Genomic DNA, 17,232 nt, shown 5'->3' on the forward strand with positions numbered 1-17,232 from the left:
GCTTCGCAGTGTCGCGCCAATGCGCGGGCTGCGAGGCCCTCTGCTGCGACACGCATCAGCCATTTCATTCATCGGGACCCCACAATGCACAACAACAATTCCCGGCTCCAGCGTGCTTCTCTGATCTTCATCGCCAGCACGGCAATCATCGTCATCGGCGTTCAACCCATGTTCATCGGCCTGCTGGCCGAACGCCTGGTCCTTTCCCTCAGCCAGCAAGGCCTGGTGATCGCCATGGAAATGGGTGGCCTGGTCCTGGGTACCCTGCTTAGCCCCTTGTTGGCCCGGCAAGGCAGCCAGCGCCGCGTCTATCTCCTGGCTGCGCTGCTGGCGCTGGCCTGTAACCTGTTCACGGCGCAAAGCGCCAGCTTCACCCTGGTGCTTGCCTGGCGCCTGCTCGCAGGGATTGGCGGGGGCCTGCTGTACGCCAATGCCCTCAACGATCTCGGCCGCCTGCCGGGACAGGACCGCTCCTTTGGCCTGGTGCTGTTCCTGCAGACAGGCATCTTCGCGTTCTCGGCCGCGACCCTGCCGCTGGTGGCCGAAGCGTTCGGCAGTTCGCTGGCGATCGCCTCGATGGCGGGCTGGTTCGGCCTGATCAGCGTCAGTTGCATCGCCTTGCCGGTCTGCCAGGCCGTCACCCGCGGCACCGTGCTGGCCGCCAGCGGTCAGGGCTCGGCACGCATCGGCCGCTACTCACTGCTGGGTATGTTGTTCCTGCAACTGGCGATCTACAGCGTCTGGGGCTTCCTCGATCAGCTGGGGCATGACCAAGGCCTTAGCGCCGTGGAAGTGGGCTGGGCATTCGGCATGGGCGTACTGGGCGGCCTGCCTGGCTCGGGTCTGCCGAGCCTGTTGGGGGCACGGGTCAGCCGCGGGCCGATGATCGGCTTTGGCTCGTTGCTGGTGCTGTTGGCCATCGTCCTGCTCGCCGGGGGTACACCGAGCGCGATGAGCCTGTTCGTGGCGCTGTTCATCCTTAACTTCGGCTGGGCCCTGGCGTTGAGCTACTACATGGGCGCCATCGCCACCAACGACCCTCAAGGCCAGTTCACCCCACTGGTGCCGATCACGCTGGCCAGTGCGGCTGCGGTTGCGCCAGCGTTCATCTCGATGCTGTTGCAGGTGACCGGAAAGCCTTCGATCTTCATCACCGCAGCCAGTGCGGTGACCATCGGTTTTCTGCTCAAGTGCATGGCGGGCATGCGCGAACGACAGAAGGCCTTGTAAAAAAGGGGCGCCAAGCGCCCCAGGATGCACGGTCATTCAGCCAACAACGCCTGGATCACCTTCTCCTGCCCGTCATAGCCGCCTTCGCCGTAATGTACATGGCGCACCTGCCCCTGGCGGTCGATGAAGTAATGGGCCGGCCAGAACTGGTTGCCCCAGGCGTTCCAGATCCGGTAGTCGTTGTCCACCGCTACCGGATAGCCGATGCCTAGACTGGCGACCTTCTGGCGCAGGGTGCCTAGGTCATGCTCGTAGTCGTATTCCGGCGTATGCACGCCGATCACCACCAGCCCCTGGTCGGCATAGCGCCGGGACCAGTCGTTGACATGGGGCAGGCTGCGCTGGCAGTTGACGCAATCCCAGGTCCAGAAATCCACCAGCACCACCTTGCCCTTGAGCGCCGGGGCATCCAGCGGCGCCGTGTTCAGCCACTGGCTGGCGCCGGCCAGCGAAGGCATGGCGCCCTGCCCGTCCCGCGCCGCCAGGTAGCCGGCCAGGCCAAGCCCCACCAGTCCCATGCCCGCCCCGCCGACCTTGATCAGCATGCGCCGGTCAATTTTCATGGCAACCGCCGGTGGCGTAGCTACGGTACTCGACGCTCTGACGCTGGCCGTGGGAGTCCAGGTAATCCATGCGGGTGGTGACCACGCCACAGGCGTTGGCCTGGTCGTCCTGGGTAGAGAGTACTTTCTGGATATCCAGATGGTCGCCATAGCGGTATTGCATCACGTTGTCCTGCATCGGTTGCGGGCTTGCCTGGGCACCGATGGCGCCCAAACTGGACAAAGCAAACAAGGCGGCGATGGCAAAAGTCTTGGTGGTCATGGCATCTCTCCTGCGAGTGTTCATGCGATGGGGAGTGTTCCCCGGTCGAGAGCCATTTCACCGCTGGCGGGTATCCGGGCTGTGTCCGCAAAGGGCCCCTATTGCCTTGTGCTGTATCTGCAACGCAGGCAGATACACTGCAATACAAAGCCCGGTCCGCAAGGGCCACGACGCTCGGTACACTGCGCCTATCCAACTCTGTACAGGAACCCTCCGATGGAACATGTCGATCACATCCTGATCGTCGACGACGATCGCGAAATCCGCGAGCTGGTCGGCAACTACTTGAAGAAGAACGGCCTGCGTACCAGCATCGTCGCCGATGGCCGGCAAATGCGCGCCTTCCTGGAGAACAACGCGGTCGACCTGATCGTGCTCGACATCATGATGCCCGGCGACGACGGCCTGCTGCTGTGCCGCGAACTGCGCGCCGGCAAGCACCGCAACACGCCGGTGCTGATGCTCACCGCACGCAACGATGAGACCGACCGCATCATCGGCCTGGAGATGGGTGCCGACGACTACCTCACCAAACCCTTCTCGGCGCGCGAACTGCTGGCGCGCATCAACGCCGTGCTGCGTCGCACGCGGATGCTGCCGCCGAACCTGACCATCAGCGAAAGCAGCCGGCTGATCGGCTTCGGCCAATGGCGGCTGGACACCACCGCCCGCCACCTGCTCGACACCGACGGCACCCTGGTGGCCCTGAGCGGCGCGGAGTATCGCCTGCTGCGGGTGTTTCTCGACCACCCACAACGGGTGCTCAGCCGCGAACAACTGCTCAACCTCACCCAAGGCCGCGAAGCGGATATCTTCGACCGCTCCATCGACCTGCTGGTCAGCCGCCTGCGCCAGCGTCTGGGCGACGATGCCCGCGAACCCACCTGCATCAAGACCGTGCGCAGCGAGGGCTACGTGTTCTCCTTGCCGGTGCAGTTGCTCGAGTCGCCGTCATGAGATGGCCCCGTACCCTTGCCTCGCGCCTGGCGCTGATCTTCCTCACCGGGCTGGTGCTGGCCTACGGGCTGTCGTTCGGCCTGCAGTTCTACGAGCGCTATGTCAGCAGCCGCTCGATGATGCTGAACAACCTGGAGCAAGACGTGGCAACCTCGGTGGCGATCCTCGAGCGCCTGCCGGCCGACGAGCGCGCCGCCTGGCTGCCACGCCTGCAGCGGCACAACTATCGCTACCAACTGGGCGAAGGCCTCAGTGGTCAGGCCATGCCCAGCGAGGACCCGCCCATGGCCGCCGAGTCGATCGTCAAGGCGATCGGCCAGGACTACCGCCTGACCTTCCAGGAGATCCCCGGCCCCAACCCGCATTTTCAGGCCCACTTGCGCCTGACGGACGGCGCGCCGTTGACCATCGACGTCACCCCGGCCGGTGTGCCCTTGGCCAAATGGCTGCCGGTGGTGCTGGTGATCCAGCTGGCGGTGCTGCTGGGCTGCACCTGGCTGGCCGTGCGCCTGGCGATACGCCCACTGACCCGGCTGGCCCGCGCGGTGGACGACCTGGACCCGGACAAACCCGGCCCCCAACTGGACGAAAGCGGCCCCAGGGAGGTGCGCTACGCAGCGGTCGCCTTCAACGCCCTGCAGGCGCGCATCGCGGCCTACCTCAAGGAGCGCATGCAGCTGCTGGCGGCCATTTCCCATGACCTGCAAACCCCCATCACGCGCATGAAATTGCGGGTGGAGGTGATGGACGACGGCCTGGAGAAGGACAAACTCTGGAGCGACCTGAGCGCCATGGAGCACCTGGTGCGCGAAGGGGTGGCGTACGCGCGCAGCATGGACAGCAGCACCGAGGCGCCCTGCCGCATCAAGCTCGATGCCTTCCTCGACAGCCTGGTCTTCGATTACCAGGACAGCGGCGCCAAGGTCGAGCGCCTGGGCGCCACCGATGTCACCCTGCACACCCGCCCCCACGCCCTGCGCCGGGTGCTGGTGAACCTGGTGGACAACGCGCTGAAGTTCGCAGGCGCCGCGCAGCTTGAGGTCGAGCACGCCGGTAGCAGCACCTTGATCCGTGTGCTCGACGAAGGGCCTGGCATTCCTGGTGATGAACTGGCCGAAGTGCTCAAACCGTTCTACCGGGTGGAAGGCTCACGCAACCGCAGCACCGGAGGTACCGGCCTGGGGCTGGCGATTGCCCAGCAACTGACCCAGGCCATGGGGGGGCAACTGACCTTGAGCAACCGCGCCGGCGGCGGGCTGTGCGCGCAGATCGAGCTCAAATGACGTGGGGCCGCTTCCCGGCCCCGACGTCGACTACACGCCGATACATAACGCCACTGTCCTGGACACACTGCAGACACCCTGGCCGCACACACTCCTTGTCGCTCCTCGAGCCCCCGGGCTCGAGTTCTCCAACCTGCTGACAAGAGAGCCTGACCATGAACGCATTGCCCCGCGCCTTTAACGCCCTGGATCGCCTCGGTACCTGGAGCGCCGACCTGCCCCTGCGCCTGTTCCTGGCCTGGGAGTTCTTCGAATCGGGTATCGAGAAATTCAACGGCGCCAACTGGTTCACTGATCTGCAATCGAGTTTTCCCTTCCCGTTCAACCTATTGCCGGCCAATTTGAACTGGCAACTCTCGCTGTGGGCGGAGTTGATCTGCCCGCTGTTGCTGCTGCTCGGCCTGGGCACGCGCCTGGCCTCGGCCGTGCTGATGGTGGTGACGGTGGTAGCCATTGCCGCGGTGCACTGGCCGGCACAGTGGTCGAGCCTGGCCGAGCTTGCCCAGGGCTATGCGATCACCAACCAGGGCTACGGCAACTTCAAGCTGCCGGTCATCTACTTGGTGGCCCTGCTACCCCTGTTGCTCAAAGGGGCCGGCCGCCTGAGCCTGGACCACTGGCTGCGCGGCCGGTTCCAGCCATTGAGCGTCAGAGCACCCGCCTGATCAGCGGCTCGAGGCGGCTGTAACGCAGCCGCCGCAGCAGCTTGAGCACTTCGCGCGGGTGTTCGCCGGCCTCGCCCAGTTCCTCGGCCGAGGACAGCCGGGGGGCGTGCCGACGGATCCTTTCGAGCTCGGCCTCACGGGGGGCGAGCCACTGCCCCTGGGGGTCATCGATCAACAGACCGTTTTCAAGGTCCAGATTGAAACCACGGGGATTGAGGTTGTTGCCGGTGAGCAAGCTGTAGTGTTCGTCAATCCACACCCCTTTGGCATGGAAGGTGTGCCCCGGATCGTTCCAGATCCGCACCTGCAGCCGGCCGCCGGCAATGGCGGCCTGGCGTCGACGGGCGAAGGCACGCAGGTTGTCCTCGTACAGATAGGGCAAGGCGGCGCTGGCAGTAAAGGGTTGTCCGGGGGCAACGTAGAAATCGTTGGCGGTTCGGTGACCGATGATCAGCTCCACCGTCACCCCACGTGCGAGCGCCCGGTCGATCTCGGCGATCAGTACCCGGGGTGGGTTGAAGTACGGTGTGCTGAGCACGATCTGCGAACGCGCAGCCGCAAGCAGCGCGCATACGCTGCGGTTGAGCGGATTGCCCCGGCCGACGCCCAGCAGGGGGATCACCCGCAGCCCTTCGCGTGCCGGAGCCACGGGCAGTTCGTAGGCCATGTGCCTCAATCGCGCACGCAACCGGCGAATCGCACCACGCAGGCGTTTGGTCGTGGGCGGTGCGGGCAGGTCCAGGCGGGGTGTCGCGCTAGTCGCCAGTATCTGCCGCACCAGACCGGCCATGGTGTCAGCCAACCCAGGATTGTGGAACAGGTGGTAGCGGTCCAGTCGGTAGCGGTCGAAGCGGTGCAGGTAGACGTTGTTCAGGCTCGCTCCGGTGTACAGCACCTGGTCATCGATGATGCTGCCTTTGAGGTGCAGCACGCCGAACAGCTCGCGGGTCTGCACCGGCACGCCATGGATCACCACATCCAGGCCATGGCGTTGACGCTGGGCCTGGTACCAGGCCGCATTGCCCGGTTGCCGGCCCGCCCCCAGCAAGCCGCGCCGGGCCCGGAACCAGTCGACAACGATGAGAATCTCCAGCCCCGGTCGCGCCGCCTTGGCCCGGTACAGGGCATCGAGCACCTCCTGGCCGGCCTCGTCCTCCTGCAGGTACAGGGCGACGAGGACAATGCGTTGGGTGGCGCTGGCAATCAGCTCGAGCAAGCGAGTGCGGTAGCTCGCCGCATCGGGCAACACCTCGATGGCACCGGGAGCCAGGGCGAAACCTTCCTGGGGTACCGGCACGGATTTACGGTTCAAGCGGTCGTCTCCTGTGCAAAAGGGGTTCCGGGTCGTGGGCATTCCGGCCCCTGTCATCCGGGTGTACTATCGGGCCGGCCACGGCATAGAACAACAAGAATTCTCACGGCTCGGTTTTTTCTTATAGCCCGGAAACAACGACGCCTCAGCTTGCACAGGTAAATCGCCCATGGTCCAGCCCTGCTCCGCGCAGCCTTCCTCCCCGCTCCCCCCGCCCAGGACGTTCGGCTTTCTGGTACAGCCCAACTTCACCACTATCGGCCTGGCCTCGGCGGTCGAGGCCCTGCGCATGGCCAACCTGGCCGCCTGCCGCCCGTTGTTTCGCACCGTAGTCGTCGCCGCCACGCCGGAGCCTGTGTCCGCCAGCAATGGCATGCGCGTGCTGCCCGACCATGGAATCGCTGACGCACCAGCACTGGATGCCCTGTTCGTGGTCGGTGCCAACCCCATTGCCAACGACCGTGACAGTCGCCCGCTGATCGACTGGCTGCGACAACTTGCCCGCCAGCGGGTGCCCCTGGGTGGCATATGCACGGGCAGCTACCTGCTGGCGCGGGCGCAGTTGCTCAAAGGCTATCGCTGCACCATCCACTGGGAAGACATCGAAGCGCTCAAGGAGCGTTTCCCCGGCATCGTCATCTCCAATCAACTGTACGAGCTGGACCGCGACCGCTACACCTGCTCCGGCGGCGTGGCCGCCATGGACATGATGTTGCAATTGGTCGCCCGCCTACCCGACGGCCAGGCCATCGCCGCCAAGGCTGCCGAGCTGTTGCTGTGCGACCGGGTGCGTGGCGAGCGTGACCGCCAGCGGGTGCCACTGCGCACCCGGCTCGGCAATGCCCAACCCAAGCTGAGCCAGGTGGTGGCGATCATGGAAGCCAACCTGGAAGAACCCCTAGGGCTGGAAGAGCTGGCAACCCTCAACGAGGTGACGGTGCGCCAACTGGAGCGGCTGTTTCACAAGTACCTGCAGCGCACGCCCAGCCAGTATTACCTGGAGCTGCGTCTGTCACGGGCGCGGGAGATGCTGCTGCGCAGCGATGCCCAGGTGCGGGAAATCGCCCTGGCCTGTGGCTTTACCTCGCCTGCGCATTTTTCCAAGAGCTACAGCCGGTTCTTTGGCCTGTCGCCGCTCGGGGAGCGGCGACAGGCGTCGTTGCACTGATGGGTTCCTAGCGAACGCCAGGTTCACCTCGAACAAGGGTTCTCGGCGGCGCCTGGCACCGGCTATGCCGGTGTTCGCGGGTGAAGCCGCTCCCACAGGTTATGGGTTGCTCTCGAACACACCGTCCTACCGCTTGGGAGCGGCGAGCGCTCTGTGCGGTCAATCCTGCAACGCCCGATGCGCCGTTTCTCGGCAGGCCAGCATGGCCACCAGCGCCACCACCGCAGCGGCCAGCAGGTATCCCGCCGGGGCCAGCTTGTTGCCAGTGACCTGGATCAGCCAGGTGGCAATGAACGGCGCGGTGCCACCGAACAACGCGTTGGCGATGTTGAAGCTCAAGGCAAACCCGCTGAAGCGCACGCGCGTGGGGAAAATCTCTGCCAGCAGGCATGGCAAGGTGCCGTCGTTCATCGCCAGCATCGCACCGAACAAAATCTGGATCGCCAGGATCACCAGCAACGGCTGATGGTCGAGCAGGCTGAACAGGGGCACCGTCAGCCCCAGAAACAGCAGCGAGGCGACCACCAGCATGGGCTTGCGGCCAAAGCGGTCCGACAAGCGCCCCATCAGGAAGATCAACCCGATGTAGGTTGCCAGCGACACCGTCGAGGCAATGAACGAGTCACCCTCGCTCATGCCCATTTCGTTGGACAGGTAAGTCGGCATGTAGCTGAGCAGCAGGTAGAAGGCGACCGCATTCAGGCAGGTCACGCCAATGCCGATCAGCACGCTGCGCCGGTGCAGGGTCAGCAGTTCGCGGATCGGTGTGGCGCCCGCGCAGCCCTTGCTTTCCAGGCGCTGCTCCATCTCCAGGAACTTGGGCGTGTCCTGCAGGCTCATGCGGATATAGCGCCCCACCAGGCCGAACGGTGCAGCCAGCAAAAACGGCAGGCGCCACCCCCAGCTGTGCAAGGCCTCGGTGCTGAGCAGCGCATGCAGGCTGGCAACGAACGCGGCGCCGAACAGCAACCCAGCGGCGGTACTGGCCGGCACGATGCTGGTGTACAGCCCGCGACGGCCTGCTGGCGCGTATTCGGCCAGAAACGCCGAGGCCCCGGCATACTCGCCCGACGCGGAAAAACCCTGTACGAGGCGAATCAGAAGCAAGAGGCACGGCGCCCACAGGCCGATCTGCGCATGGCTGGGCAGTATGCCGATGCAAAACGTCGACACCGACATGATCAGGATCGACCACGACAGCGCGTTGCGTCGCCCGTAGCGGTCGCCGAAATGCCCCCAGACCACCCCACCCAGCGGTCGGACGATGAAGGACAAGGCAAACACCGCAAAGGTGGCCAGCAAGCCGGTGGTCTTGTCGGCATCGGGGAAGAACGTGGCAGCGATGATGGTGGCCAGGTAGCCATAGGCGGCATAGTCGAACCATTCGACGAAGTTGCCCATGAAACTGGCTCGCGCAGCCTTGCGCAGCGCCTGGCGTTCGGCGTCCTGTGCCGGAAGCTCCAGATGACGGGCACTCAAGGTGATCATCGTGCACCTCCCTGGACGGGCAGCAAACGAGATTTCGGCACAACGGAATGACGCTGGGACATGACGGATACCCTCTGTTCTTGTAATTGGCGGCAGGGTCGAGCGGTCACTGGCGGGAAGGTCGCGGGCTGGCCCGCGACCGTGCCCGAGGGTCACTTGCGGATGATGTTGTGCTCCGGCCCGTAGGGGAAATGGGTGATGTTCTCGGCACCGTGCTCGTTGACGATCAGGATGTCGTGCTCACGGTAGCCACCCGCGCCGGGATGCCCTTCGGGCAGCATGATCATCGGCTCGATCGACACCACCATGCCTGGCTCGAGCACGGTGTCGATGTCCTCGCGCAGCTCCAGCCCCGCTTCGCGGCCGTAGTAATGGCTCAGGGTGCCGAAGGAGTGGCCGTAACCGAAGGTGCGGTACTGCAGCAGGTCATGGCGAAGGAAGATCTCGTTCAGCTCGCGGGCGATGTCGCAGCAGCGGATGCCGGGACGTACCAGCTTCAAGCCCGCTTCGTGCACCTCGACGTTGGCTTGCCACAGGCGCAGGTACTCGTCCGGGCAGTGGTCGAGGAACAAGGTGCGCTCCAGCGCGGTGTAGTAACCGGCGATCATCGGGAAGCAGTTGAGGCTGAGGATCTCGCCCTTGCTCACCTTGCGGCTGGTGACCGGGTTATGTGCGCCATCGGTATTGAGCCCCGACTGGAACCAGGTCCAGGTATCCATCAGCTCGGCGTCAGGGAAGCTGCGGGCGATCTCACGCACCATTGCCTGGGTGGCATGCAATGCCACCTCGTACTCAGGCACCTGATCGCGCAGGGCCTCGACCACTGCCGCGCCACCGATGTCGGCGACACGCGCACCCTGACGGATCAATGCCTGCTCTTCGGCGGACTTGATCATGCGCATGCGCATGCAAGGCGCGCCGATGTCGACCAACTCGGCCTTGGGATAACAGGCAGCGAGCTTGCCGTGATTCTGCAGGTTGAGATGGTCATGCTCCACACCGATGCGCGAGGCCAGCGGCAGGGCCTGCTGGATGGCGACGAAGAAGTTGTCGCGCTGCCAGTCGGTGTAGACGATGTTGTCGGTGCCGACCGTACGCCGCCAGGGTTGGCCGCCATCGATGTTGGCGCTGATCGAGACCACCTTGTCCTGGGTGACCACCAGCGCGTAGGGACGCCCGAACGAGCAATAGAGGAAGTCGCTGTAGTAGTTGACGTTGTGGTAGGAGGTGAAGATCGCCGCCTCGATGTCATGCTCGGCCATGTAGGCGCGCAGGCGGGCCTGGCGGGCAGCGTACTCCTGGGCGGAGAACGTGGGTTTGGCTTTCTCGCCGTTGCGGATTTTCAGGGTCTTGGGCATTTGCATGGTGGGTTTCCTTGTCGTTATGGGCATGCTGTTCAGGCCGGTTGCCTGGGATGCATTGCAGCAGAACGACCAAGGGCGCTTTTGTATCTATCCGACCTGAAATTGGCGAAACGGCCACCGCCCCTTGGCGGCCTTTTTTGCGGATCACCTGACACAAAACCGCCCCACAGGCACAGCGCAATGGCGTGCGCAGTACCTGTGGGGCGGCCTGGTATCGCGAAAGGGGCGTACAGGCCCCTCAAGCCACGGTTACTTCAAGTCGAACCTGTCGAGCTCCATCACTTTGACCCAGGCAGCGACGAAGTCCTTGACGAACTTGTCCTGGCCGTCACTGCTGCCATAGACCTCCGACAAGGCCCGTAACTGGGCGTGGGAGCCAAACACCAGGTCAACGCGGGTGCCAGTCCACTTCACCTGGCCGGTCTTGCGATCACGGCCTTCGAAGGTTTCGTTGTCCGCCGAGGTCGGTTTCCACTCCACGCCCATGTCCAGCAGGTTGCGGAAGAAATCATTGGACAGCACACCGGGCTTGTCGGTGAAGACCCCTAGTCGGCTGCCACCGACATTGGCGCCGAGTACCCTCAGGCCGCCGATCAGCACAGTCATCTGCGGTGCGGTCAGGGTGAGCAACTGGGCTTTGTCCAGCAACAGTTTCTCGGCCTTGACGCTGTAGCGGGCCTTGGTGAAGTTGCGGAAACCGTCGGCCAAGGGCTCAAGCACACCGAACGACTCGACATCGGTCTGCTCCTGGGAGGCGTCCATGCGTCCGGGCCTGAACGGCACATTGACTGTGTGCCCGCCGTCCTTGGCGGCTTTTTCCACCGCGGCGCAGCCGGCCAGCACGATCAGATCGGCCAGGGAAACCTTCTTGCCCGAGGCGTTGAACTCGCTCTGGATCTTCTCCAGCGCCTTGAGCACCTTGTCCAATTGTTCAGGCTGGTTGGCTGCCCAGAACTTCTGCGGCGCGAGACGCAGGCGGCCGCCGTTGGCACCACCGCGCTTGTCCGAACCCCGGAAGGTGGAGGCCGAGGCCCAGGCGGTGGAGACCAGTTCGGACACACTCAGGCCCGAGGCCAGTACCTTGGCCTTGAGGGCGGCGATGTCCTGATCGTTGATCAGCGGGTGGTCCACAGGCGGGATCGGGTCCTGCCAGAGCAGCACCTCCTGGGGCATTTCCGGGCCCAGATAGCGTGACAGCGGGCCCATGTCCCGGTGGATCAGCTTGTACCAGGCACGGGCGAAGGCGTCAGCCAACTGCTCTGGGTTGTCCTTGAAGCGCCGGGCGATCGGCTCATAGATCGGGTCGAAACGCAGGGCCAGGTCGGAGGTGAGCATGGCCGGCGCGTGACGCTTGGAAGGATCATGGGCATCAGGGATCTGCCCTGCCCCGGCGCCGTTCTTCGGCCGCCACTGGTGGGCACCGGCCGGGCTCTTGGTCAGTTCCCAATCGAAGTTGAACAGGTTCTCCAGGTACTCGTTGCTCCACTTGGTCGGGGTAGACGTCCAGGTCACTTCAAGGCCACTGGTGATGGTGTCGCCGCCCTTGCCGGTGCCGAACTTGTTCTGCCAGCCCAGGCCTTGCAGTTCGAGGCCTGCGGCTTCTGGCTCTGGGCCTACGTTGTCGGCGGGGCCGGCGCCGTGGGTCTTGCCGAAGGCATGCCCACCGGCGATCAGGGCCACGGTTTCCTCATCGTTCATGGCCATGCGCCCGAAGGTCTCGCGGATGTCCTTGCCCGAGGCCACAGGGTCGGGGTTGGCGTCCGGGCCTTCCGGGTTCACATAGATCAGCCCCATCTGCACGGCGGCCAGCGGGTTCTCCAGGTTACGTTCTCCCCCCAGGGCGCGGCTTTCTTCTTCACCATGTTTCTGCGGCTCTGCCACCAAGTCGCCCTGGCCTGGGGCCTGGGCCTTGCCATAGCGGGTGTCGCCACCCAGCCAGACCTTCTCGGAGCCCCAGTACACGTCTTCATCCGGCTCCCATACATCGGCACGCCCGCCGGAGAAACCGAAGGTCTTGAAGCCCATGGACTCGAGGGCAACGTTGCCGGTGAGCACGATCAGGTCGGCCCAGGAGATCTTGTTGCCGTATTTTTGCTTGATCGGCCAGAGCAGGCGCCGGGCCTTGTCCAGGCTGACGTTGTCCGGCCAGCTGTTGAGCGGCGCGAAACGTTGCTGGCCAGAGCCTGCGCCACCGCGACCATCGCCGATGCGGTAGGTACCGGCACTGTGCCAGGCCATGCGGATGAACAGCGGGCCGTAGTGGCCGAAGTCGGCGGGCCACCAGTCCTGGGAGTCCGTCATCAAGGCGTGCAGGTCCTGCTTGAGGGCCTGGAAGTCGAGGCTCTTGAACGCTTTGGCGTAGTCGAAACCGGGGTCCATCGGGTCGGACTTGGCGGAGTGCTGGTGGAGGATCTTCAGGTTCAGCTGGTCCGGCCACCAGTCACGGTTGCTGGTGCCACCACCCGCGGTTTGATGAAACGGGCATTTCGATTCGTTCGACATCTGCGTGTACCTTTGGGTCGGTTGTCCAGGTTCCTGGTCCAGGCCAGGTGTTCGATCGGCTGAGCACGCAGGCTCATGCGTCCCCTCATCAGGTCGTGTCGGCAGTGCCGACACTGGCTTGTCAACGGTGAAAAAGCAGGCGCCCCGGGGGTTTCCCTGCCCACACCCACGCGCCGTTTTCACGGGGCTGAATGAAGACTAGTCGAGCGGTGGCAGGTTTCTAATAGAGTGGCTATGTGGGGGTAATAGGCTGGGACTTTCGGGGGGCAGTGGCTCACTTGCCGCGCTGCATCCAGGCTGCGCCCAACCCACTCAGGCAGATGATGGCGATGCCCACCAGGCTGCTGGTTTCGGGCACCTGGCTGAAAATCACCAGTCCCAACAGCCCTGCGAAGACGATCTGGCAGTAGCTGAACGGCGCCAGCAAGGCTGGGGCGGCGAAGCGGAAGGCCTGGGTCAGCAACAGATGGGCGGTCATGCCGCAGCCGCCCAGGGCTAGCATCAGCAAGGCGTGATTCCAGTGCGGCAGTTGCCAGAAGAACGGCACCAGGGCGCTCAGCACCAAGGTGTTGCACAGCCCGGCGTAGAAGTTGCTGGTGGTCGGGGTGTCGTAGGCGGACAGCTTGCGGGTCAGCAATTGATAGAAGCAAAAACCCAGTGCCGAGCCCAGGGGGAAGAGGATCGCCGGCGTGAACATCGCCCCACCCGGATGCACAACCACCAGCACACCGACAAAGCCCATCACCACCGCCCCCCATTGGCCGAGGGTGACCCGCTCCTTGAGCAGCGGTGCCGAGAGCGCGGTGACCAACACCGGAGCCAGGAAGTTGACCGACGTCGCCTCGGCCAGCGGCAGGTATTGCAGGCCGGCGGTGAACAGCAGGCTGGTGCTCAGCAGACTCAGGGCACGCAGGGTCTGCAACAGCGGCCGGCGGGTACGCAGCACGGCCATGCCGGCCTTGGGCAGGAAGATCCCCGCCATCAGCAGGGTGTGTACCAAGTAGCGCGCCCACACCACCATGACGATCGGGTACAAGCCACCGAGGAACTTCGACAGCGCGTCGTGACTGGCGAACAGGAACGTTGCCACGACCACCAGGGCGATGCCGCGCAGCGGTTGGTTGACTCCGGATAGCGGGGTTCTGGAACTCATGGCGCTCTCGACGGCGCGCGTGGCGGGGGCCGGCGCAGGTATGGGGCGGATTCTAGAAGAGATGCACCGGGATGAGAAATCGGCGTGCAGAGTTGTGTTCGCTGATCGACCGGATTTGCCAGTGTGGGTAGCGCCTCCACCTGCTCCGGCCTGTTCGCGGCTAAACCCGCTCCGATAGGTATGCGGTGCAATTGCGAGCAACACCGAACCTGTGGGAGCGGGTGTACCCGCGAAGCAAGCACCGTCGAGCTTCAGCCTGACACGGGCATGACACTCCTGAGCCGCTGGCTCGCTGGCGCCGGCTTGCCATACAGGTATCCCTGAAAATGCGAGCACCCTTCCGCCGCCAGGCGGCGCATCTGTTCGGGCGACTCCACCCCTTCGGCCGTGGTCTTGATCATCAGGCTGTTGGATAGTTCGGTGATGGCACGAATGATCGACATCGCTTCGCGGCTGTCGCACATGTCATGGACGAACGACTTGTCGATCTTGATCCGGTCGAACGGAAACGAGCGCAAGTATCCGAGCGACGAATATCCCGTGCCGAAATCATCCAGGGAAATCGACACCCCCAGCTCCTTCAGCGCCCGCAAGGTGCGCACGTTCTCCTCGCTGTTGCCCAGCAACACCGACTCGGTGATCTCAAGCTCCAGCCGCTGCGCCGCCAGCCCCGAGTCGGCCAGGGCCAGGGCCACGATCTGTACCAGGTTGGCGTTCTTGAACTGCACGGCGGACAGGTTCACCGACACCGTCTGGGTGCCTTCCCACGTGGCGGCTTCCTGGCAGGCCAGATTCAGGGCGCGGGTGCCGATCTCGTGGATCAGCCCGGTTTCCTCGGCGATGGGGATGAAGTCCATGGGCATGACCATGCCGCGGCTGGGGTGCTCCCAGCGCAGCAGTGCTTCATAGCCGGTGACGCTGTTGGTTTGCTGGTCCACCACCGGCTGGTAGTGCAACTGCAACTGGCCCAGGTGCAAGGCGGTGCGCAGGTCGGTCTCCACCAGGCGGCGCTGGCGGGCAGCGACATCCATCTCGACGCTGAAGCATTCGTAGCGGTTACGGCCGTTGCGCTTGGCCTCGTACAAGGCCATGTCGGCATACCCGAGCAGTTGCTCGGCCTGGCCATGATCATCCGGCGCAAGGGCGATGCCGATGCTCACGCCCACCGAAAACTGATGCCCTTCGATGCGAAACGGCGGGCTGATCGCCTCGATCAGGCGTTGGGCGGTATGGCAGGCGGCCTCGCGCGTATCCAGCCCGGCCAGGACCACGGCGAACTCATCGCCGCCCAGTCGGGCCAGGGTGTCGTGCTCGCGCAACTCACGGCGCAGGCGCTTGCCCAGGGCGCGCAGCAGCTTGTCGCCGAAGGCATGACCGAGGGAGTCGTTGATGTTCTTGAAGTTGTCCAGGTCAAGGCACAGGGTCGCGGTCAACTTGCCGCTGTCCTGGCCGCGGCCCAGCGCGTGCTTGAGCCGCTCGCTGAACAGGGTGCGATTGGGCAAGCCGGTCAGCGCGTCATGGTGCGCCATGTAGTGGATCTGGGCGTGGGCCGCCAGCTCCTCGGTGGCATCCTCGGCCACGAACAGCACGTAGTCAGCCTGCCCTTCTCGGTTCTGGCTGAGCAGCGTCCGACTGCGCAAGGTGCGCGGGCCGAGCGCTGTGACCACGCGACTCTCGTCGGCATAGCCCTTGACGCTGCGTGCGCCTCGGGCCAGTTGTTGGGTCAGGTACTGGGCAGCTTCAGGTGCCAGGCACTGCTCAGGCAACTGGCCGACCATGCGCGTACCCTGAGCGCCAAACAACTGCTCGGCCTGCTGGTTGGCCAGCAGGATGCGCTGGCTGTCGAGGTCTTGGACGATGACACTGGCTGGGATGTTGGCGATCACCGAGTCGAGAAAGCGCGACAGGTCGGCCATTTCCTGGCTGTACTGCTCGGCCAACTGCTTGGCCTGGCGCAGCTCGGCCTCCTGGCGCCGGTGCTCGGAGATGTCGCGGGTGGTCTTGGCGAACCCCACCAGTTGCCCTTGGTCGTCGCGCACCGCGTCGATCACCACATGGGCATGGAAGGCCGATCCGTCCTTGCGCAGGCGCAGGCCGCTGGCCTCGAAGCGACCGGTGCGCCGGGCCTGCTCGAGGTTCTGCTGCGGCAGCCCCGCAGCGCGTTCATCCTCGTGGTAGAACAGCGAATAATGCTTGCCGACAATCTCCTCGCTCGAATACCCCTTGGCCCGCTGCGCTCCGGGATTCCAATTGGCCACCCTGCCATCGGGGGTCAATAAGTAGATGGCGTAATCCGCCACACTCTGGATTAACAGCCGGTACATGAGGTCGGGGCTGACTGGCGTCATGATTTACCCTATGGCAGCACGGAACACGCCGGCCTGTCAGGGCCGGATCGAAGTCATCAAGTGCTGGCATTATGCCGTTAGCCGAAAGCATTTTGTGAAGTGCATCACAAAATTTTGTGGGTAGCTCAGTGGACGGGCGAGACCAGAAAGTTGAGCAGCGTCGGCTCATCGTCCAGCGCAATTGCCCGCCAGGCACGGGGCAAGTCCGCCAGCACAGCGCGACAGAACGCCACCGCAGGCGGGTCTTGGGCGTAGCAGCGCAGCAGCCAGTCTCCTGTACCGCTGCATAGCAGTTGCTGGGCAATGGCCTTTCCGATGCCCTGGCGGCGATAGCGCTTGAGAATGAACAGGTCGGCGAGTTCGGTGGCCGCAAGCCCCGGCAGCTCACTGCACTCGATCAGCACAAAGCCTGCGATGAAGCCATCGACCAGGATCACGCTGGCACTCCAGCCGGGTGATTGCCAATAACGGACCAGGTGTTCTTCATGAATATAGAAGCGCCCGTCCACCTCGACGTCTTCAGCTTCCCAGTCGGAGGACTCGTAGGCGTAGAACTGGTAGAGATTGCGGATCAGCTCGGCCTGGTCGGCGGTGGTCTGGAGCAGTTCGAGGGGGGCGTGCATGGTGTGGCTCGGCGAAAAAGAGGTGGGATTCTAGCGAAGTTCGCGGGGCGCGTTGCGATGAGGCGAAGCGGTCCTGGGCATCATCGTTCCTCCAGCACCGCCCTGCCCTTGACCGCTCGCGGCCCTTTCCAGGCCCAGAAGATCAGCCCTGGCAGGGGCACATACACCACGAAGACGATCCATAGCATCTTGCGTTCGGCACGCCGGTCGCTGCCGATGATGTGCCAGATGGCGACGATCTCCAGCAGGATGAGAATGGCCGCGACAATGATCCAGATCGTTCCGATTTCCATGAGCGTTCTCCCGTAAGCATG

15 protein-coding genes are annotated in these 17,232 nt (G+C 64.3%); 5 read left to right on the top strand and 10 right to left on the bottom strand.

The annotated features are described in order from the left end of the window. Positions 1 to 84 precede the first annotated feature (84 nt). Complete coding sequence (locus tag ABOA88_RS16625) at positions 85 to 1,230, top strand: MFS transporter (protein ID WP_367851851.1); 1,146 nt, start codon at positions 85 to 87, stop codon at positions 1,228 to 1,230. Between the two features lie 32 nt (positions 1,231 to 1,262). Here the strand turns inward: ABOA88_RS16625 and ABOA88_RS16630 are convergent, their stop codons facing one another. Further along, positions 1,263 to 1,793, bottom strand: a complete 531-nt coding sequence (locus tag ABOA88_RS16630) for a thioredoxin family protein (RefSeq protein ID WP_196167751.1) — start codon at positions 1,791 to 1,793, stop codon at positions 1,263 to 1,265. Next, positions 1,783 to 2,055 carry a DUF2790 domain-containing protein gene (locus ABOA88_RS16635; RefSeq protein WP_196167752.1) on the bottom strand — a complete coding sequence of 91 codons (273 nt, stop codon included), beginning with the start codon at positions 2,053 to 2,055 and terminating at the stop codon, positions 1,783 to 1,785. Before ABOA88_RS16635 ends, ABOA88_RS16630 begins: the two co-directional genes overlap by 11 nt. A 216-nt stretch (positions 2,056 to 2,271) precedes the next feature. Between ABOA88_RS16635 and ABOA88_RS16640 the strand changes: the two genes are divergently transcribed. From ABOA88_RS16640 to ABOA88_RS16650, 3 genes are all read left to right on the top strand, one after another. Further along, positions 2,272 to 3,012 (top strand): response regulator, encoded by a 741-nt coding sequence (locus ABOA88_RS16640; RefSeq protein ID WP_102082333.1) that lies wholly within the window; start codon positions 2,272 to 2,274, stop codon positions 3,010 to 3,012. Beyond that, positions 3,009 to 4,295, top strand: a complete 1,287-nt coding sequence (locus ABOA88_RS16645; protein ID WP_367851850.1) for an ATP-binding protein — start codon at positions 3,009 to 3,011, stop codon at positions 4,293 to 4,295. The genes ABOA88_RS16640 and ABOA88_RS16645 overlap by 4 nt, the downstream gene beginning before the upstream one ends. A 155-nt stretch (positions 4,296 to 4,450) precedes the next feature. Further along, positions 4,451 to 4,960 carry an HvfX family Cu-binding RiPP maturation protein gene (locus tag ABOA88_RS16650; RefSeq protein ID WP_367851849.1) on the top strand — a complete coding sequence of 170 codons (510 nt, stop codon included), beginning with the start codon at positions 4,451 to 4,453 and terminating at the stop codon, positions 4,958 to 4,960. Here the strand turns inward: ABOA88_RS16650 and pssA are convergent. After that, complete coding sequence (gene pssA / locus ABOA88_RS16655; protein ID WP_367851848.1) at positions 4,944 to 6,272, bottom strand: CDP-diacylglycerol--serine O-phosphatidyltransferase; 1,329 nt, start codon at positions 6,270 to 6,272, stop codon at positions 4,944 to 4,946. The genes ABOA88_RS16650 and pssA overlap by 17 nt on opposite strands. Before the next feature lie 169 nt (positions 6,273 to 6,441). On the opposite strand from pssA, the gene ABOA88_RS16660 reads away from it, so the two are divergent. After that, positions 6,442 to 7,440, top strand: a complete 999-nt coding sequence (locus tag ABOA88_RS16660; protein WP_367851847.1) for a GlxA family transcriptional regulator — start codon at positions 6,442 to 6,444, stop codon at positions 7,438 to 7,440. 159 nt (positions 7,441 to 7,599) lie between these two features. Here ABOA88_RS16660 and ABOA88_RS16665 read toward each other — a convergent pair whose 3' ends face one another. From ABOA88_RS16665 to ABOA88_RS16695, 7 genes are all read right to left on the bottom strand, one after another. Next, positions 7,600 to 8,928 carry an MFS transporter gene (locus tag ABOA88_RS16665; protein WP_196167757.1) on the bottom strand — a complete coding sequence of 443 codons (1,329 nt, stop codon included), beginning with the start codon at positions 8,926 to 8,928 and terminating at the stop codon, positions 7,600 to 7,602. 152 nt (positions 8,929 to 9,080) lie between these two features. After that, the gene (locus tag ABOA88_RS16670) at positions 9,081 to 10,292 is read right to left on the bottom strand and encodes a M24 family metallopeptidase (protein ID WP_196167758.1); all 1,212 of its coding nucleotides are present in this window, start codon (positions 10,290 to 10,292) and stop codon (positions 9,081 to 9,083) included. Between the two features lie 249 nt (positions 10,293 to 10,541). Then, positions 10,542 to 12,794, bottom strand: a complete 2,253-nt coding sequence (gene katG / locus ABOA88_RS16675; protein ID WP_367851846.1) for a catalase/peroxidase HPI — start codon at positions 12,792 to 12,794, stop codon at positions 10,542 to 10,544. 274 nt (positions 12,795 to 13,068) lie between these two features. Then, positions 13,069 to 13,947: a DMT family transporter gene (locus ABOA88_RS16680; protein WP_196167760.1), complete on the bottom strand. Its 879-nt coding sequence runs from the start codon at positions 13,945 to 13,947 to the stop codon at positions 13,069 to 13,071. A 251-nt stretch (positions 13,948 to 14,198) separates the two neighbouring features. Then, positions 14,199 to 16,295: a sensor domain-containing protein gene (locus ABOA88_RS16685; protein WP_367851845.1), complete on the bottom strand. Its 2,097-nt coding sequence runs from the start codon at positions 16,293 to 16,295 to the stop codon at positions 14,199 to 14,201. 125 nt (positions 16,296 to 16,420) lie between these two features. Further along, a complete protein-coding gene (locus ABOA88_RS16690) occupies positions 16,421 to 16,918 on the bottom strand; it encodes a GNAT family N-acetyltransferase (RefSeq protein ID WP_367851844.1) in 498 nt (165 codons plus the stop codon). 80 nt (positions 16,919 to 16,998) lie between these two features. Beyond that, positions 16,999 to 17,211, bottom strand: a complete 213-nt coding sequence (locus ABOA88_RS16695; RefSeq protein ID WP_196167762.1) for a PLDc N-terminal domain-containing protein — start codon at positions 17,209 to 17,211, stop codon at positions 16,999 to 17,001. Positions 17,212 to 17,232: the final 21 nt, after the last annotated feature.

The organism is Pseudomonas sp. PKS, from assembly GCF_051913525.1.
GTDB classification, from domain to species: Bacteria; Pseudomonadota; Gammaproteobacteria; order Pseudomonadales; family Pseudomonadaceae; genus Aquipseudomonas; species Aquipseudomonas guariconensis_D.